The sequence below is a fragment of the Photorhabdus asymbiotica genome, from assembly GCF_003634575.1.
Lineage (GTDB): Bacteria > Pseudomonadota > Gammaproteobacteria > Enterobacterales > Enterobacteriaceae > Photorhabdus > Photorhabdus asymbiotica.
Window position 1 is genome coordinate 914,295 of the sequence record NZ_RBLJ01000002.1, and the last position, 18,644, is coordinate 932,938.

At 40.7% G+C, this 18,644-nt stretch carries 15 protein-coding genes; 10 read left to right on the top strand and 5 right to left on the bottom strand.

The genetic code is table 11. The annotated features are described in order from the left end of the window. Positions 1–210: 210 nt before the first annotated feature. Complete coding sequence (gene rho / locus BDD30_RS11025) at positions 211–1,470, bottom strand: transcription termination factor Rho (protein WP_015836218.1); 1,260 nt, start codon at positions 1,468–1,470, stop codon at positions 211–213. Positions 1,471–1,945: 475 nt separating this feature from the next. Further along, positions 1,946–2,272: a thioredoxin TrxA gene (trxA, locus tag BDD30_RS11030; protein ID WP_015836219.1), complete on the bottom strand. Its 327-nt coding sequence runs from the start codon at positions 2,270–2,272 to the stop codon at positions 1,946–1,948. Between the two features lie 117 nt (positions 2,273–2,389). On the opposite strand from trxA, the gene rhlB reads away from it, so the two are divergent. Continuing rightward, positions 2,390–3,676 (top strand): ATP-dependent RNA helicase RhlB, encoded by a 1,287-nt coding sequence (gene rhlB / locus BDD30_RS11035; RefSeq protein WP_015836220.1) that lies wholly within the window; start codon positions 2,390–2,392, stop codon positions 3,674–3,676. A gap of 8 nt (positions 3,677–3,684) precedes the next feature. Continuing rightward, a complete protein-coding gene (gppA, locus tag BDD30_RS11040; RefSeq protein ID WP_041383035.1) occupies positions 3,685–5,193 on the top strand; it encodes a guanosine-5'-triphosphate,3'-diphosphate diphosphatase in 1,509 nt (502 codons plus the stop codon). Positions 5,194–5,366: 173 nt separating this feature from the next. On the opposite strand, the gene rep is transcribed toward gppA, so the two are convergent. After that, complete coding sequence (gene rep / locus BDD30_RS11045) at positions 5,367–7,394, bottom strand: DNA helicase Rep (protein ID WP_015836222.1); 2,028 nt, start codon at positions 7,392–7,394, stop codon at positions 5,367–5,369. A gap of 215 nt (positions 7,395–7,609) precedes the next feature. After that, positions 7,610–9,088, bottom strand: a complete 1,479-nt coding sequence (gene ilvC, locus BDD30_RS11050) for a ketol-acid reductoisomerase (protein WP_015836223.1) — start codon at positions 9,086–9,088, stop codon at positions 7,610–7,612. 192 nt (positions 9,089–9,280) lie between these two features. Here ilvC and ilvY point away from each other — a divergent pair, with 192 nt between their 5' ends. Together ilvY and BDD30_RS11060 are read left to right on the top strand one after the other, a co-directional pair. Next, positions 9,281–10,162 (top strand): HTH-type transcriptional activator IlvY, encoded by an 882-nt coding sequence (gene ilvY, locus BDD30_RS11055; RefSeq protein WP_015836224.1) that lies wholly within the window; start codon positions 9,281–9,283, stop codon positions 10,160–10,162. 580 nt (positions 10,163–10,742) lie between these two features. Continuing rightward, entirely contained in the window at positions 10,743–11,579 is an 837-nt protein-coding gene (locus BDD30_RS11060; protein ID WP_015836225.1) for an AraC family transcriptional regulator, read from the top strand. A 229-nt stretch (positions 11,580–11,808) separates the two neighbouring features. Here the strand turns inward: BDD30_RS11060 and BDD30_RS11065 are convergent, their stop codons facing one another. After that, positions 11,809–12,885, bottom strand: coding sequence for a flavin-containing monooxygenase (locus tag BDD30_RS11065; RefSeq protein ID WP_249039928.1), 1,077 nt, complete (start codon positions 12,883–12,885; stop codon positions 11,809–11,811). A 394-nt stretch (positions 12,886–13,279) separates the two neighbouring features. Here BDD30_RS11065 and BDD30_RS11070 point away from each other — a divergent pair, with 394 nt between their 5' ends. The 6 genes from BDD30_RS11070 to BDD30_RS11095 all read left to right on the top strand — a co-directional run bounded on the left by BDD30_RS11070 (position 13,280) and on the right by BDD30_RS11095 (position 18,609). Continuing rightward, complete coding sequence (locus BDD30_RS11070) at positions 13,280–14,458, top strand: LuxE/PaaK family acyltransferase (RefSeq protein ID WP_015836227.1); 1,179 nt, start codon at positions 13,280–13,282, stop codon at positions 14,456–14,458. Between the two features lie 16 nt (positions 14,459–14,474). Beyond that, complete coding sequence (locus BDD30_RS11075) at positions 14,475–14,831, top strand: iron-sulfur cluster assembly scaffold protein (protein WP_015836228.1); 357 nt, start codon at positions 14,475–14,477, stop codon at positions 14,829–14,831. Beyond that, on the top strand, positions 14,828–16,012 hold the full coding sequence (locus BDD30_RS11080; RefSeq protein WP_015836229.1) for a cysteine desulfurase family protein: 1,185 nt from the start codon (positions 14,828–14,830) through the stop codon (positions 16,010–16,012). The genes BDD30_RS11075 and BDD30_RS11080 overlap by 4 nt, the downstream gene beginning before the upstream one ends. A 124-nt stretch (positions 16,013–16,136) precedes the next feature. Continuing rightward, a complete protein-coding gene (locus tag BDD30_RS11085) occupies positions 16,137–16,373 on the top strand; it encodes an acyl carrier protein (RefSeq protein WP_015836230.1) in 237 nt (78 codons plus the stop codon). Between the two features lie 155 nt (positions 16,374–16,528). Next, positions 16,529–17,794 (top strand): beta-ketoacyl-[acyl-carrier-protein] synthase family protein, encoded by a 1,266-nt coding sequence (locus tag BDD30_RS11090; RefSeq protein WP_015836231.1) that lies wholly within the window; start codon positions 16,529–16,531, stop codon positions 17,792–17,794. Beyond that, entirely contained in the window at positions 17,791–18,609 is an 819-nt protein-coding gene (locus BDD30_RS11095) for a MaoC/PaaZ C-terminal domain-containing protein (protein ID WP_015836232.1), read from the top strand. Before BDD30_RS11090 ends, BDD30_RS11095 begins: the two co-directional genes overlap by 4 nt. Positions 18,610–18,644 lie beyond the last annotated feature (35 nt).

Here is an 18,644-nt window from a genome sequence, read left to right on the forward strand (position 1 = left end):
ACCAACCCCATAAATTCTCCGTTTCGTGAGGATACTTTTCTTTACTGTAGAAAAATTAATAACCTTTACATCATAATCTACGACGCTTATTGGAAAATGGGTTTCATGCAAAATACATACCATATCTATATATGGATGGTGCTATAGCAACGGATGCAAAAAACGCCACAGAGCTGTGGCGTTGAAAATCATCATGAACTAAGTTAAAAACTACGAACGTTTCATCATGTCAAAGAAATCGTCGTTTGTTTTACTCATAGCCAGTTTATTGATAAGGAACTCCATCGCATCTATTTCTCCCATTGGGTGAATAATTTTGCGAAGAATCCACATCTTTTGTAGTTCTTCAGATGTGGTAAGTAACTCTTCTTTACGTGTACCGGAACGGTTGTAATCAATAGCAGGGAAGACGCGTTTTTCAGCAATTTTACGTGAGAGGTGCAACTCCATATTACCAGTGCCTTTAAACTCTTCGTAAATCACTTCATCCATCTTCGAGCCTGTATCCACCAATGCAGTAGCAATAATGGTCAAGCTTCCACCCTCTTCTACATTACGTGCAGCCCCGAAGAAACGTTTTGGACGATGCAACGCGTTAGCATCTACACCACCAGTCAGTACCTTACCGGATGCCGGAACAACCGTGTTATAGGCACGTGCCAAACGGGTAATAGAATCAAGCAGGATAATCACATCTTTTTTATGTTCAACCAGACGCTTTGCTTTCTCAATGACCATCTCTGCCACCTGAACGTGACGGGAAGCCGGCTCATCAAAAGTAGAAGCAATAACCTCACCCTTCACCAGACGTTGCATTTCAGTGACTTCTTCTGGACGCTCGTCAATTAGAAGTACCATCAATACACAATCTGGATGATTGTGAGCGATGTTAGCCGCAATATTTTGCAGCAACATAGTCTTACCCGCTTTTGGTGGAGCAACAATAAGACCACGTTGCCCGCGGCCAATCGGTGCAGCCAGATCCAGAACACGAGCCGTCAGATCCTCAGTGGAACCATTACCCCGTTCCATACGCAGGCGGTTATTAGCATGCAAAGGAGTTAAGTTTTCAAAAAGAATTTTACTGCGGGCATTTTCTGGTTTATCAAAGTTAACTTCGTTAACTTTCAACAGTGCAAAATAGCGTTCACCTTCTTTAGGTGGACGGATTTTACCTGAAATTGTATCACCGGTACGGAGGTTAAAACGGCGGATTTGGCTGGGAGAGACGTAGATATCATCGGGACCGGCAAGGTAGGAGCTGTCTGCTGAACGGAGGAATCCAAATCCATCCTGCAATATCTCCAGCACACCGTCCCCGAAGATGTCTTCTCCACTTTTCGCATGCTGCTTAAGGATAGAGAAGATAATATCTTGTTTACGCATACGGGCCAGATTTTCCAGCCCCATATTTTCGCCGAGTGTAATCAATTCAGATACCGGCGTATTCTTTAATTCGGTAAGATTCATAATGGTGGGTTCTTTAACTCGGGGTATATCTCGAACTATGAACGTGAATAGTATGGCAGCGTCATCGATGCCTGTTTATTTTGTACAAAAAACAAATAAAACCTTTTATACATTATTTATATAAAAAGGTAATAATTTGAAGTACCAAGATTGAGCTCAAATAAGACTGACAGGCTGTCAAAAACGCTGTTGAGATAATGCCGAAACACTACTGATTTCTATAAAAAAACTATCTCAACATAATGAGTTATACACCAAGTTATTCCCGTACAACCCATTGGATATTTTAGACTATCCAGAGATAACAGACTTATCAGACACTACAGATTATTCAGTATGCAACATACTTCTAACATGAGGTATGTGATACAAGCAGTGGCGCTAACTTATCACGCTTCTTTACGGACGTCTAGCGGTCAATGAAATAAATAGTGATATACGCTAAACGTCCGGTATTAGTGTGATCTCACTTCAATCAGAGATTAGCATCCAAAAATTCTTTCAACTGAGTTTTTGACAATGCCCCCACTTTGGTGGCAGCTACCTGACCGTCTTTAAACAGTAGTAGCGTAGGAATGCCGCGGATACCATACTTAGGAGCAGTTGCCGGGTTATCATCAATGTTCAGTTTAGCAATAGTCAGTTTACCTGAATATTCTGGTGCAATTTCATCTAAAATAGGTGCAATCATCTTACATGGACCACACCATGCAGCCCAAAAATCGACAAGAACTGGACCCGCTGCTTTCAGAACATCAGCATCAAAGCTATCATCACTCAAATGAATAATTTTATCGCTCATTTTTTACTCCAAAGAATAATTTTTACCATGCTAGTGTAACATTACTGATATAAGGTTGCCTTTATTTCAGAGGATACACTTCCGTAAAACAACGGTTAACTGATATTCTACCACACTATGAGTAAAACACACTTGACAGAAAAGAAGTTCTCCGACTTCGCCTTGCACCCCAAAGTCATAGAAGCTCTTGATAACAAGGGGTTTTCTAATTGTACGCCTATACAGGCACTGACACTACCTTTCACTGTCGAAGGTCGCGATGTCGCGGGGCAAGCGCAAACTGGTACCGGGAAGACGCTAGCATTCTTAGCGTCTGCTTTTCATTATTTACTGACTCATCCCATAGCAAAGGGGCGTCAAACCAATCAGCCAAGAGCGCTGATTATGGCTCCTACCCGTGAGCTAGCTGTACAGATTTACTCTGATGCAGAAGATCTGGCACAAACAACGGGATTAAAGATGGGTCTTGCTTACGGCGGCGATGGTTATGACAAACAGCTGAAAGTGCTGGAATCCGGTGTTGACATTCTCATCGGCACAACCGGGCGTCTGATCGACTATACCAAGCAAGGGCATATTAACCTGAATGCCGTTCAGGTCGTGGTTCTTGATGAAGCCGATCGTATGTACGATCTGGGTTTTATCAAAGATATCCGCTGGCTATTTCGTCGAATGCCATCTGCCAATGAACGCATGAACCTGCTGTTTTCTGCTACTCTGTCTTACCGAGTCCGAGAACTAGCATTTGAGCAAATGAACCATGCAGAATATGTAGAAGTGGAACCGTTACAGAAAACGGGGCACCGTATCCGCGAAGAGCTGTTTTATCCTTCTAATGAAGAGAAGATGCGTCTGCTTCAGACGTTATTAGAAGAAGAATGGCCGGATCGCTGCATTATTTTCGCCAATACCAAACATCGTTGTGAAGATATCTGGGCTCATCTTGCTGCTGACGGACATCGCGTTGGTTTACTAACTGGTGATGTTGCACAGAAAAAACGGTTACGCATTCTGGAAGAATTTAGTAATGGCAATATTGATATTCTGGTTGCAACTGATGTGGCAGCCCGTGGATTGCACATTCCATCCGTAACTCATGTTTTTAACTATGATTTACCCGATGATTGCGAAGATTATGTTCATCGCATTGGTCGTACTGGACGTGCCGGGGAAAGTGGTCACTCTATCAGCCTGGCCTGTGAAGAATATGCTCTGAACCTGCCAGCAATAGAGGATTATATTCAGCACCAGATCCCTGTCAGTAAATATAACAGTAATGCATTATTGAAAGATTTACCGGTTCCTAAACGCCGCCATCGCTCGCGTTCTGGAAACCATCAGCGCCGTAATAATTTGTCGCATCGTAATAATACACCGCGTAATAACCGTAAACGTTCAGGCTAAATTAAATGATGTTGAGCACCTCTTCTCTCTATGCGGCTATCGACCTGGGTTCAAACAGTTTTCATATGCTGGTCGTACGTGAAATATCCGGCAGTATGCAGATCCTGGCACGAATCAAACGTAAAGTCAGATTAGCCGCCGGACTGGATAAAAATAACTATTTATCTCAGCAGGCAATGGAGAGAGGCTGGCAATGCCTCAGGATTTTTTCTGAACGCTTACAAGGTATACCACCATCACAAATCCGCGTTGTTGCTACAGCAACTTTGCGTATCGCCGGAAATTCTAGTGAATTTGTGAAAAAAGCGGCAGAAATACTTAGTTGCCCAGTTACGGTAATCAGTGGAGAAGACGAGGCTCGACTTATTTATCAAGGTGTCGCTCACACAACCGGCGGCCCCGAAAAACGGCTGGTTGTCGATATTGGCGGCGCAAGTACAGAACTGGTCACAGGAAATGGGGCAAAAGCTAATCAGTTATCTAGCCTAAGTATGGGTTGTGTTACTTGGCTTGAATGTTACTTTAATGACCGTAGTCTGACAGAAGAAAATTTTGCCAAAGCCGAATCTGCCGCACATGAAACTATGAAACCTGCTGTTTCAAAGCTTATAGAACAAGGCTGGCAGATTTGCGTCGGAGCTTCCGGTACAGTTCAGGCACTACAAGAAATTATGATTGCTCAAGGTATGGATGAGCTGATTACTTTGCCAAAACTCCAGGAACTCAAACATAAAGCGATTGAGTGCGGTAAGTTGGAAGAACTGGAAATTGAAGGATTAACACTGGAACGGGCACTCGTCTTCCCAAGCGGTCTTGCTATCCTGATAGCTATTTTTCAGGCGTTAGACATTGAAAGTATGATCCTTGCTGGCGGCGCTTTACGAGAAGGTCTTGTTTACGGCATGCTAGATTTACCGATAGAACAAGATATTCGCACCAGAACCTTACGTAATATACAACGTCGCTTTCAGTTGGAAGTTGAGCAATCTCAACGAGTCAAACAGTTGGCCGAGCATTTCTTACAACAGGTCGCTAAACCTTGGGCGCTTGATAGTCGGTGTTATGAATTATTACTTAGTGCTTGTCTGATACATGAAATTGGTCTGAGTGTTGACTACCGCCAAGCTCCATCACATGCAGCCTATCTTATCAGTTACCTCGATCTCCCCGGCTATACCCCCGCACAGAAAAAGCTATTAGCTATATTATTGAGAAACCAAAGTGCCACTATTGATTTGGTTTCCTTCAGTCAACAAAATGCTTTACCTCTGATACAAGCCCAGCGTTTATGCCGCCTATTGCGGTTGGCTATCATATTAGCCAGTCATCACCGAGATGACACCTTTTCTGCTCTGCATTTAAAAGTGAGCGGTGAAGAATTGATGATCACTTTACCTCATGGCTGGCTAACGCAATATCCTCTACGGGCAGAATCTTTACAGCAAGAAATTCTGTGGCAAAACCATGTTCAATGGCCTCTTGTGCTGCAAGAATTGGATAGTTCAAACCTAAATTAAACCATACTTCCCTATGTCTTTGCGATATAGGGAACTCCTATATACCCTTCATCCTTCAAGTTGCTGCTTTGTTGGCTGCTTTCACTCACCCCAGTCACATAGTTATCTATGCTCCTGGGGATTCGTTCACTTGCCGCCGCGCTGCAACTCGAAATCTATTGGGTATATATCTTTTATTGCTTACTTTTTTGCCCAAGACCTAAACGTGACTTAATATCTGCAATATGTGATTTCCCTTTTTGCATTCTCTCTTCAGCAGTCACTATTTTTTTATCTTGCGGCCAATGCAAATCATCTTGTGGCAACTCATGTAAAAAACGACTTGGTTCTGGACAGATTAATTCACCGTATTGACGACGTTCTTTACATAAAGTGAAGAATAGCTCCCGTTGAGCGCGGGTAATTCCCACATAAGCCAATCGTCTCTCTTCATCAATATTTTCTTCATCAATACTGCTCTGATGAGGCAACAGCCCTTCTTCCATGCCGACCAGAAATACATACGGAAACTCCAACCCTTTGGAGGCATGCAAAGTCATCAATTGCACCTGATCAAACTCCTCACCATCTTCACCACGCTCTAACATATCTCGCAATGTGAAACGCGCGACTACTTGAGATAAAGTCATTGGTTCGTTCAGTTCATCACCTTCCAGCATTTCACTCATCCAAATGAATAGCTGATTAATATTTTTCATCCGCATTTCAGCCGCTTTCGGACTCGGTGAAGTTTCATACAACCAACTTTCATAATCCATACCATGTAACAGATCACGCACAGCAAGCAAAGGTTCCCGTTCAATTTGACGAGCGATCTCATCCATCCAGTGAGTAAAGCGCTGTAATGCTGCCAACCCACGCCCAGTCAAACTTTGTTCCAAACCAAGATCAAAACTGGCTTGATAAAGACTTTTATTGCGTTGATTCGCCCACTCGCCCAATTTTTGAACTGTAGTCGCACCAATTTCGCGTCTTGGTGTATTAACAATTCTCAGGAATGCGCTGTCATCTTCAGGATTAGTCAGCACTCGCAGATAAGCCAGCAGATCCTTAATTTCAGGGCGAGCAAAGAAAGAAGTACCTCCAGAAATCCGGTAAGGGATACGGCTTTGCATCAACATTTTTTCAAACACCCGAGATTGATGATTTCCCCGATAAAGAATAGCGTAATCTTTATATTGGGTTTTATTAATAAAATGATGTGCAATCAACTCCCCGACAACCCTTTCCGCCTCATGCTCTTCATTATTAGCAGTGATGACTTTCAGCATATCACCATATCCCAGTTCAGAAAAAAGCCTTTTTTCAAACACATGGGGATTATTAGCAATCAAAATATTAGCCGCTTTCAGAATACGACCAGAGGATCGGTAGTTTTGCTCCAACTTAACCACATTAAGCTTCGGAAAATCTTGTTTCAATAACACCAAATTTTGTGGTTTTGCACCACGCCATGAGTAAATCGACTGATCATCATCACCGACTACTGTAAAACGAGCCCTTTGCCCCACCAGCAATTTAACCAATTGATACTGGCTGGTATTGGTGTCCTGATATTCATCTACCAACAGATAACGGATACGGTTTTGCCAGCGTTCCCTGACTTCTTCATCACGCTGCATCAGCAAGGTAGGTTTAGTAATCAGATCGTCAAAATCCAACACATTACAACTCGCCAGATGTAAATCATAGCGGCGATAACATTCAGCAAACTGATGCTCCTGAGCAGAACTGGCTAATTCCGCTGCTTGTTGTGGAGAAAGTAGATCATTTTTCCAGTTTGAGATGGAAGCAATCAATTTTTGTAGCAGTTCCTTATCTTCTTCCAACAAATCTGCGGTCAGATCTTTCAACAAAGCCATCTGGTCCTGCTCATCAAATAGCGAGAAATTGCTTTTCATTCCCAGAGCCTTGTACTCGCGCTTAATGATTTCCAGCCCCAAGGTATGGAAAGTAGAAATCATCAGCCCTTTAGCTTCTTGACGTCCCAGAGTCTGGGCTACACGTTCTTTCATTTCCCGTGCTGCTTTATTAGTAAAAGTCACAGCAGCAATATGACGAGGTTGATAGCCACAAATACGGATAAGGTGCGCGATCTTATTCGTGATCACTCTGGTTTTGCCGGAACCAGCCCCTGCCAAGACCAGACAGGGACCGGTAACAAATTCAACTGCTTGTTGTTGGCTGGGATTTAATCGCATGGTATTTAATGAGTTATATCAGGACAGAACTTCAAGGAATGGAATTGTAGCAGAAAGGGGGAAAGGAGACGCCGTTTTCTTTAAAGCAACAAGCCACCCGTCTCGATAACGATGGTTTGTTACTCAACACCTTGGCAACATTAATCTCAGAAATCATTTTTGTTGAATTTAAAAGGGAGGATTAACCTCCCTATATCTTTAACACAAATTTGATATTAACCACCAACAGAAATGCGTTTCATATCTGTCATGTAGCCACGTAACACACGGCCAACAACCTCAATTGGATGGTTACGGATAGCTTCATTAACATCACGTAACTGGGCATTATCAATACCACTTTCTACAATAGGCTTACCTAAATCACCTGCCTGTAGTGAACCCATAAACTTCTCTTTCAGCAGTGGAACTGCAACATGAGAGAACAAATAGTTACCATACTCCGCTGTATCAGAAATAACCACGTTCATTTCATACAGACGCTTACGAGAGATAGTATTAGCAATTAACGGCAATTCATGCAGAGATTCATAGTATGCAGATTCTGCAATAATGCCGGTATCAACCATAACTTCGAATGCCAGTTCAACCCCAGCTTTCACCATAGCTACCATCAAAACACCGTGGTCAAAGTATTCTTGCTCACTGATTTTGCCATCATATTGCGGTGAATTTTCAAACTGAGTGTTACCGGTTTCCTCACGCCATCCTAATAACTTTTTATCATCATTAGCCCAATCCGCCATCATACCGGAAGAGAATTCACCAGAAATAATATCATCCATATGTTTTTGGAACAGTGGCGTCATGATATCTTTCAACTGCTCAGATAACGCATATGCACGCAATTTTGCCGGGTTAGGCAAGCGGTCCATCATCAAGGTAATACCACCTTGTTTCAGTGCTTCAGTGATGGTTTCCCAACCAAATTGGATCAACTTTCCTGCATAACCTGGTTCAGCACCATCCTCTATCAACCTGTCATAACACAGTAGTGAACCCGCTTGTAACATACCACACAGAATGGTTTGTTCACCCATCAGATCAGACTTCACTTCAGCAACGAAAGAAGATTCCAGCACACCGGCGCGATGCCCACCCGTTGCCGCTGCCCATGCCTTAGCGATCGCCATACCTTCACCTTTCGGATCGTTTTCTGGGTGAACAGCGATCAAAGTAGGAACACCAAAACCCCGTTTATATTCTTCACGCACTTCAGTACCAGGACACTTAGGCGCTACCATCACAACAGTGATGTCTTTACGGATTTGTTCACCTACTTCAACAATATTTAAACCATGAGAATAACCCAATGCAGCACCTTCTTTCATCAACGGTTGAACAGCTCGGACAACAGAAGAGTGTTGCTTATCTGGCGTCAGGTTAATCACCAAATCAGCCTGCGGTACCAACTCTTCGTAAGTGCCAACTTGAAAACCATTTTCTGTTGCTTTACGCCATGAAGCTCGTTTTTCGTCAATGGCCTCTTTACGCAGGGCATAAGCGATATCCAAACCAGAGTCACGCATATTCAGACCTTGATTCAGTCCCTGCGCACCGCAACCGACGATAACTACTTTTTTGCCTTTTAAATATCCTGCCTCATCAACAAATTCTTCCCGTACCATAAAACGACATTTACCTAACTGCGCCAACTGCTGACGCAAGTTCAGCGTATTAAAATAATTAGCCATTAGTAACTCCGTTGTCATGTTGTGTTCAGCAATAAAAGTGCTGCGACTATTTTTAATATTTACCTCAGCCTGTGAGGTGTCTGCATACTTTCAATATATGACATGAAATCCATTGCTTAAATTGATATATTAACAAGACTATATTGCATTTTATGCAATGCTGATTATGAGATAAGAAAAGGTAAATGGGTTATGGATATACGTGATCTCAAACTTTTTTTACATCTGGCCGAAAGCTGCCATTTTGGCCGCACAGCGAAATCAATGTATGTCAGTCCATCTACATTATCTCGCCAAATCCAGCGCATTGAAGATACTCTGGGGCAACCATTGTTTTTACGGGATAATCGCTCGGTAAAGCTAACATTCGCTGGAGAGCAACTTAAACAATTCGCCCAACAAACGCTGTTACAATATCAGCAACTACAACACTCACTAAATCAACAAAGCCCATCACTAAGTGGCGAGTTACGCCTGTTTTGTTCAGTGACTGCAGCCTACAGTCACTTACCACAGATTCTTGATCGTTTCCGTGCAGAACATCCCCTAGTTGAAATCAAACTGACTACTGGTGACGCCGCAGATGCAGTCAATAAAGTGCAATCTAATGATGCCGATCTGGGAATCGCTGGTAAGCCAGAAAAGCTACCAGATAATGTCAGCTTCACCAAAATCGGTGAAGTTCCACTAGTATTGATTGCGCCTTCCCTTCCCTGTACTGTGCGAACGCTCGTCACACAAGAAAACCCTGACTGGAATACTATCCCCTTTATTTTGCCGGAACATGGTCCTTCACGTAAACGCATTGAGTACTGGTTCCGCCACCATCAAATCAACAATCCATCGATTTACGCTACCGTATCCGGCCACGAAGCCATTGTTTCTATGGTTGCACTAGGTTGTGGAATCGCATTAATTCCCAATGTAGTTGTAGAAAATAGCCCTGAGCCAGTACGCAATCGCATATCTTTACTGGACAATATTTCTCTGGTGGAACCGTTCGAGTTGGGGATGTGCGTACAGAGAAAACGACTAAATGAACCCTTGATTGAAGCATTTTGGGGATTGCTATAATGAATTTTTATTCATTACAAACCCAATATAACCCACTTCTCGCATTATGCTCATATGCTTATGATTGGTGTGACATAATTCACAAAGAATATAAAAAAATAACCATACAGTTTTCACGATAATATGTTTAATATAAGTTATAGCTAATCAATAATAATTATATGAAATATTGACTCATCATTAAATTTTTGGTCACTAATTATGTTACTAGAGGAAATATCTATAGTTAAATCAAGTGGATAGTGATATTGATCACTGAAAAATTCAGATATTGTTAAGATTGATTAGCAAAAGCAAATCACTTTGGATATTTCATCAGCTAAAAACATAGCTGTGAAAAATTTTCTATGCCATGTCAAAACGATATTTGCCCATAGTGAAATCATTTCTTAAAAGATATCAGAGGAAACAATTTCAATTTCATAATAATCATTTAGTAATATCAATGTAATATAGTTTCTAATAATAATTATTTAACAAGTTAATAGCATTCAATTAAAAAATTAATATCATGGATTTATTATAATTACAGGAAACAATTAACTAAAACACACACAATAATTTAATAAAGGATAAGATTATGTTACATAAAATACCGTATTTTATTAAATTCTATAAGTTCCATCTGCAAGATTTAGTTTTCTCTTATAATATGAAAACAGAATGGCATCGCCATCCCTGTATACAATTCAGTGTAACACCAAATAATTCACCTATGAGGATTGATACTGACCACGAATCTAGACAAGTACATGGATTTATTATTTCTTCTAATATTAAACATAGATTACACACAGAAGGACAACTCTGTTTTAATTTACTAATAGATCCAGCCAATCCTCTATGTCATTTGTTATCACATCAGATGGGAGACTCAGATATAATATATTTAAATCAAGAGTCATCCAATTTGATAGCAAATTATTTCATTAATTGCTTACAAGCAGAAACCTCTCCGGATATTTTTATCTTAAATAACCTCTTAGGTGAAATAGAAAATTGTCATTGTTACCAGGATAAAAGGATCATGAAAGCGGCCTCTCTTATTACTGAACTGCCAGTCAAATGTATCTCTTCCCGAGAAATATCAAACCAACTCTATTTATCTGAAAGTCGATTCTTACATCTATTTCGAGAAAAAATGGGAACAAATTTCCGCAGCTATCTATTATGGAAACGCCTACATCATGCCATTGATGAGATACATTTGTCCGATTCTCTTACTTTATTAGCCAGTAATAGTGGTTTTTCCGATAGCGCACATTTTAGCCGTACCTGTATGATGCTATATGGATTAAGACCATCTGAATTAAAAAATGCTTGTATGAACAAACCACAACAAAAACAACTCAATTTTTCATCAACATTAGCAGGACTGAATTTTCCAAAGCAAAATATCTGTGCCATGAATAAATAGTATTTTTGATAAATTACCTAAAATAAAGAAATTCTATTTATAATTATTATTATCAATATCGGCATGTTAAAGATTCTGTATCATTCTACGCCAATAACATATTTATAATATGAACTTTTAGCAATGATACAGAATTAAGAATAAATTCATAACAATATCAACCAACAAATTACGAATCCACTACAAATAAAACATACAGAGTAAAATATTACTATCCTGCACTAATCATTCATTTTAATGATACGTGCTCTTTCAGATAATTCTCAACCCATTTAGCTACCCGGTTTGCATCTTTATAAGCACCTAACACTAGTTCAGAACCACGGCTACTCAGCCACTTTCGCCCAACGATAAATAACCCTGGGTAAGGTGTTTTCCCACCTTCTGCATAACCACTTTTACAAACAAATCCGTTAGCATCCGCAGCGCCTGGAAGAGTCAACCATGCTGTATTATCTTTATAACCTAAGCACCAAATAACAGTATCTGCCTCATATTGATGACCAGACAAATCGCATAATTTATTATCTTGTATATCAACCAGCCTATTTGCTATTTTTACACCAAAAGCAGCTAACCGATGATTTTTCAGATCCCCACAAGGAATGGGATTACGCCGCCGCATGATTTTTCCCACTAGACTATAATAATTAGCAAACAACAGACCACTTTTACTCAACCACCAAAAGATATCTTTACCCATTATTCTATTCGGCAAGAGAGGACGGGAAGAACTGCAAAATAACGTCACATTCGTAGTAGCCGCTAAATCTTTAGCAATTTGGCGCCCACTAGCACCATCACCAATGACGGCAACTAGACTACCTTCTTTAATTTGCCTGGGTTCCTGATATTTATCTGCCGCCAATTGCTGTATCTCAGCTGAAAGTTGCTTAGCAAATGCAGGAACATCAACTAACTGATTTGCGCCCGTTGCATTAACCAGACAAGGTGCATTAAATACTTTTCCATCTTTTGTTTTAACACGATAGCCGTTTTTATAATGCTTCACTTCAACCACTTCGGTTTGAGTATGTATATTAAGGCTATGATGTATAGCATAGCGTTCGAGATAATCGGCAACTTCATTTTTATCCGGATATCCATCTTCGATTCCAGGAAATGGGAAGCCATGAAGCTGGGTCATACCACGTGAAGTAAATAATAACATATTATCAGGGCGCCTACGCCATACATCACCAATACGCTCATCTCGCTCTAATATGCAGACATTAATATTCTTAGCCGCGAGGATAGCAGCTAAACTTAGCCCAGCTTGACCGGCGCCCACAATTAAACAGTCCATTTTCATCATGCGTACTCGTTTTTAATTCGTAATTTATCTGTATTTCATTTTTATCATTATCCCAATCTTAGGACAATAAAAAATTTTATAAAAACTATTCAATAGATTAAAACACAATGAACTTCACGAAAATATAAAAGATAATTAAATAATTTACTTGAATTAACTGGTCACATTCGTATTAAAGTGGATATTTTGAATAAATCAGCTGTTCTTATCATGAATTTATCAGTATTGACAAATTCATATAGTTATCAGCAATAATAATACAGCCGATTTATTCAATAAAATGATCCAATAAATAACTATCCTTTTTGCCTACGTAATTTATGCATTATTGCTATAACATATAATAAACAAAGATGAGTTCATCTACTCTACCGGAGATGCAAAAATGGAAAATATCAAAAATATATATGATGGTATAAAATCTCGAGGAGGAAATCCGCTAAAATGGTTAATAGCAGATGTCGACTTTCTCTATAAATTGTCTAAAGAAGAGCAACAAGAATTAAAAACCTGTTTACTTAAGGATGCTTTTCATTTCCATTACCATAATAACCCTTACTATAAAGATATCTGTGAAAAACAAAATATTAAACCAGAAGATATCCAGAGTTATAATGATTTAGTTCGCATTCCACTGATACCTGTTGCAACGTATAAATCAGCCGAAAGTCATCGTTTATTAAGCAAACCTTTATCCGAAATCGAACATGAAATGCGCTCAACCGGTACCAGTGGAATTCCTAGTGTTTATCGTCGTTGCCACGATACTATGGATCACACAGTATTAGCTGTTTACTCTAATTATCGCAGCATGTTCAAAGTATCTGGCGGGGCTGTCTTATGCTTATGCCCTTCAACAGAAGATATTCCAGAAATGGCGTTGGTCAAAATCTTTAATTTCTTTACAGGCTTATTAGATACTCGACGCTATATGATCAATCAAGATCGTTTTTCACCAGAAGATGCACTGAATCAATTAATCGAGTGGAAAGGCAAGTTCACCCGGCATTTAATTGGTCCTCCATTCATGATCCATCGTTTTATCACGTTCCTAAAAGAAAATAATACCAAGCTCACTTTAGATCGCGATAGCATGGTAATCACAATGGGCGGTTGGAAACGTTTTACCGGAGATATGATCTCCCGCGGCGAACTGAATGCAGATATTGAAGAGTGGATGGGAATTCCAGCATCCCGGACACGTGATATGTACGGTCTGGTTGAAGCAAACGTTCTTGCCATAGAAGATGAATATAACCATAAGCATGTTCCTCCTTATATTCATTTCTCCGTCCGTGATCCTAATGATTTATCACGCGAATTACCTGATGGTGAAACAGGACAATTAGTCATTCTGGACCCGCTTTCTGTTTCTACCCCAGGTATGTTACTGACAGAAGATTTGGTCTACTTACGCACTGACGCTAACAAATCTTGGCGTAATTCTCAGCGAGTTCAGTTTGTTATGCGCACTGCTGCTGCTAAAGAGTTTGGTTGTTGTGCGGTCAATCTTGAGAAAAAAATGTCAAACGACGAAGATTCCTCAGCTACCCCCGCTGTATAAATAGCAAGGTGGAATTATGTTTAACAGCATCATTATTGACAATTTTTGTAATCCTGACTGCCAAGGGGAGTTATCCGAACCCACAATTAAACTGGCGTTAGGCAACCCTGTATGTGGTGACAAGGTTGATATTGACCTGATATTGGATAGCCAGGGACGGATAGATAATGCCTGTTTTCGTGCATGGGGATGCACCGCATCCCTGGCAATGTCTAACCAATTTTGTCGTCACGCTAAAGGCAAAACTCTCGAAGAATTAAACACATTATCACCTGATGGCATTGATGCGTTATTAGGAGAGTTAGAACCAGCCCAGCAACACTGCCTTGATATGCTGCATAAGCTATTCGAGCAGCTAAAGGGAAAAATATGACAAGCCTATACTTCGACTACAACGCCACAACACCGCTAAGTATAAAAGCGCAGTTGGCGATTAAAGACGCTTTGTCTATTTTTGCTAATCCGTCCAGCCACTACAGCTTAAGCGACATGGCTAAAAACTTGCTCACCGACGCCAGAAGATCTATGGCGTCATTAATGGGCACGGTACCAGAACAAATCCTATTTACATCAGGAGGAACCGAAAGTAATAACCAGGCGTTGTCCAGCCTGCTAGCTACACTCCCCGGTTCGGATCTGTCTGCATATCATGTCATTAGCTCTTCCATTGAACATCCGTCTGTTCTAGCGCCATTACTCTGGTATCAACAACGCGGACTTCAGCTGACGCTGATCGATCCTGATAATCAAGGACGGATAAGCGTACAAAGCATCGAGAAAAACTTGCGACCTGAAACACGACTGATCACATTAATGGCAATTAACAACGAAACCGGTGTGATACAGCCCTATGAAGCCGTCGCTTCATTGGCAAAAGAAGCCAATGTTTATCTGCATATAGATGCAGTACAAGCTATTGGTAAACTTCCTTTTAACTGTGACAAATTTACTGGCATAACAACCGTTTCTTTCTCTGGCCATAAATTCAATGGACCTAAAGGTATTGGTGGTCTCTATCATGCACCAGGCACTCAATTAACCCCTTTGTTACACGGAGGGGGACAAGAGCAGGGAATACGTAGTGGTACTGAGAACACTTTGGGCCTTGCAGGACTGGCGGCGGCGGCTAAAGAATCTCTGAACGGATTGAAAGAACGTTTCGATACTTACAAAATACTCAGAGAAATCTTGCTATCTCTATTGAAACAGCATCATGTTAACTACCTAGTTAATGGCAGCACAAACCCAGAGTTTCAAGCACCCTGGACACTAAATTTAAGTTTCCCTGGGGTCCGAGCCGAATCATTGGCTAGTAGGCTGGATTTATGTCACGGAGTTTCTTTATCTTTAGGATCAGCCTGTAGCAATAACAAATCAACGCAACGTTCTCATGTTCTGGTTGCTATGGGGCTACCTGATGATCGTATTGATAGCGCGGTACGTATCAGCTTTGGATATACAACAAGCCAAAATGATATTGAAATGCTGGCTAACGCTATCAAACAAGAAACTTATAACTTGCTGAAAATTTCGGGGCAATCTTTAAACGCTTAAGAATAACAGCAAAATAACATTTAAAAGATGGCATATCAGGAATAGCTAATTTATATCCATTAATACCTATATTCCTGAGCCAAAGCTCCACTAATGTTTTTTTAGCTTTTAAGAGGATATTAATATGAAACTATTTGAACTACTGCAATCTCAAATTACTGAATTGACTGATCTTGAACCAGAAGACATTACTCTTGACACCTTACTCGACGATATTCATCTGGTGAGTCTAGATTTTGTATCCATTCAAGTTGCTTTAAAAAGAGAAATGGGTATTCAACTAAATTTCGATAAATTCCAGCGGAATAATACGACGACAATCGGCGATTTCGTCAATTACGTTAGTGAAGCAATAAAATAATTACTATCAATACACTTGGATGTTAGCTGTCTATGGCATATCACAACACAGCTAACATTTATTTTTGTGATGCTTTTATCTACCAACTCCATTATTTGGTTGTATTAAAAAAATAAAGCATGTCACCAGGAACTTACTTTTGGAGATAATGTTTCATGAGTTTTCAAACTAACTACCGCCGCGTTGCCATTACAGGCTATGGTGCTATCTGTTCTCTTGGACAAAATACTCAAGAAATTTGGGATGCGATCCTAAACTATCGTGTAGGTTACAAAAAGGAAACCCACCCAGACGCTTCTGTTGTTGCAAAATTTTTCGGCAACATATCTTTCTCTCCTGATGTATCACGATTTTCCAAAAAGTTGCTAAAGAACCTTCCCAGATTTAGCAAACTCGGGCTGATTGCTGCGGATGATGCAATCAAAATGGCATTTGGTAACGATAAAACAGCCCTTGACGAAAGTTATTCACCTTTTGAACGAGGTGTCATTTTTGGTACTGGGTGGGGCGGAGAGGATGCAACCGTTGAAAACAACCATTCCTATGCTACCCAAGGTATTGCCTCACCCATGACGAATATTATGTCTATGCACAGCGTAGGTACGGCAGCTATTTCAATGAATTGGAATTTACGGGGATATCAGAATACCCCAGTTGCAGCGTGTGCAACAGGCAGTATGGCAATCGGTGATGCTTTTGAACTTATCCGAAGCGGACGCACTAAAATGATGCTGGCAGGTGGCGGTGAAAGTATCAGAGATCCTTTCATCGTCTGGAGCATAGACATTCTTGGCGCACTGAGCAAAGAACAGGAATCTGTCGAAAAAGCCTGCTGTCCATTTAGCAAAGACCGTAGTGGTTTTGTTATGTCAGAAGGCGCAGCAGTATTATGCCTTGAAGATTATGACAGTGCAGTTGCCAGAGGGGCCAAAATACTGGCAGAAGTCATCGGCTATGGTAACTGCTCAGATGCATCTGATATGACAGCGCCAGCACCAGATTGCAAAGGACGAGTAATGGCGATTCAAGCGGCACTGGAACAGGCCCAACTCTCCGCGTCAGATATTCATTATATCAATGCTCATGGAACATCAACCCCGTTAAACGACATTAACGAAACGGATGTTCTAAAAATGAGCTTAGGGGATCACGCTTACCATATTCCTATTTCCAGTACAAAATCCTATACAGGCCACCTTATTGCCGGGGCTGGAGCAATTGAATCTATTTTCTGTATCAAAGCGATAGAAACGGCCACTATTCCCGCCACTATGCACTTAAACCATCCTGATCCACTATGCGATCTCGATTATGTACCTAACACCCACCGCACTCACCAAGTTATTGATACTGCTTTAAATGTTAACTATGGATTTGGCGGTACAAACTGCGCACTTATTTTCAGGAAAGCCGGCAGATGAACGTTCAATTTAGCAAAGAAGATCTCAGACAGTGGGCTGAATTCTCTGGAGACTACAACCCCATCCATTTTGATGAAAAAATCGCAAGAGAAGTTGGATTGGGTGGCATTGCAGTACACGGCATGCTGGCAATGATCCCCCTCAAAAGTGGATATAACTATCCATCGCAACCAGCCGAGAGCCTTGGCAGGCAATGGCACGCTAATTTACGAAATCCCGTGCCTTTGGATGCTTGCTATTGTGTCAAAACTAAGCACACTAATTTGAATGGGAAAACGACTTTCAATCTGCAAGATGAAACAACGAACCTAAAGCCTTTAGTTGGTCATTATAGTCACTTCGATTTTTCGAAAAAAACCAGCTTTCCGGAAAAACCACAGTGTCAGGTTCCCCTACAAGAAACGATAAGAAAAGCCATTGAATTCAAGAATACCTTCCCTGAAGTTAACGAGTTCTGGATCTTTCTGGATGCCCTGATTTTTTATCTCTTTATGCAACAAAGTGCAAAAACTGCACTGGCAACAGAATTTAAAAACTATTTTGGCAAACAAGGAAAACATGATGAAACATGCCTCAAAGATCTCATCGTCTTACACGTTATGCATACAGTGAGTTTCTCTCCAGCTCTACTCAATCGCGAAATCCCTGATGAAATGCCAAGCATCGAATATTCAATCCTGCCTAAGGATACCTTTGATGTTGATGGCTCATTATACGGTACGTTGGAAATTCCGATCTGGCTAAATGGAGCAATCGCTTTAGTTGTTGAGATGAGCCTGATGGGAACAACAAAAAGAAAACCGATTACTAACTAAGGTTGATGAATTCTGTATTGGCAGACGGATGGCAT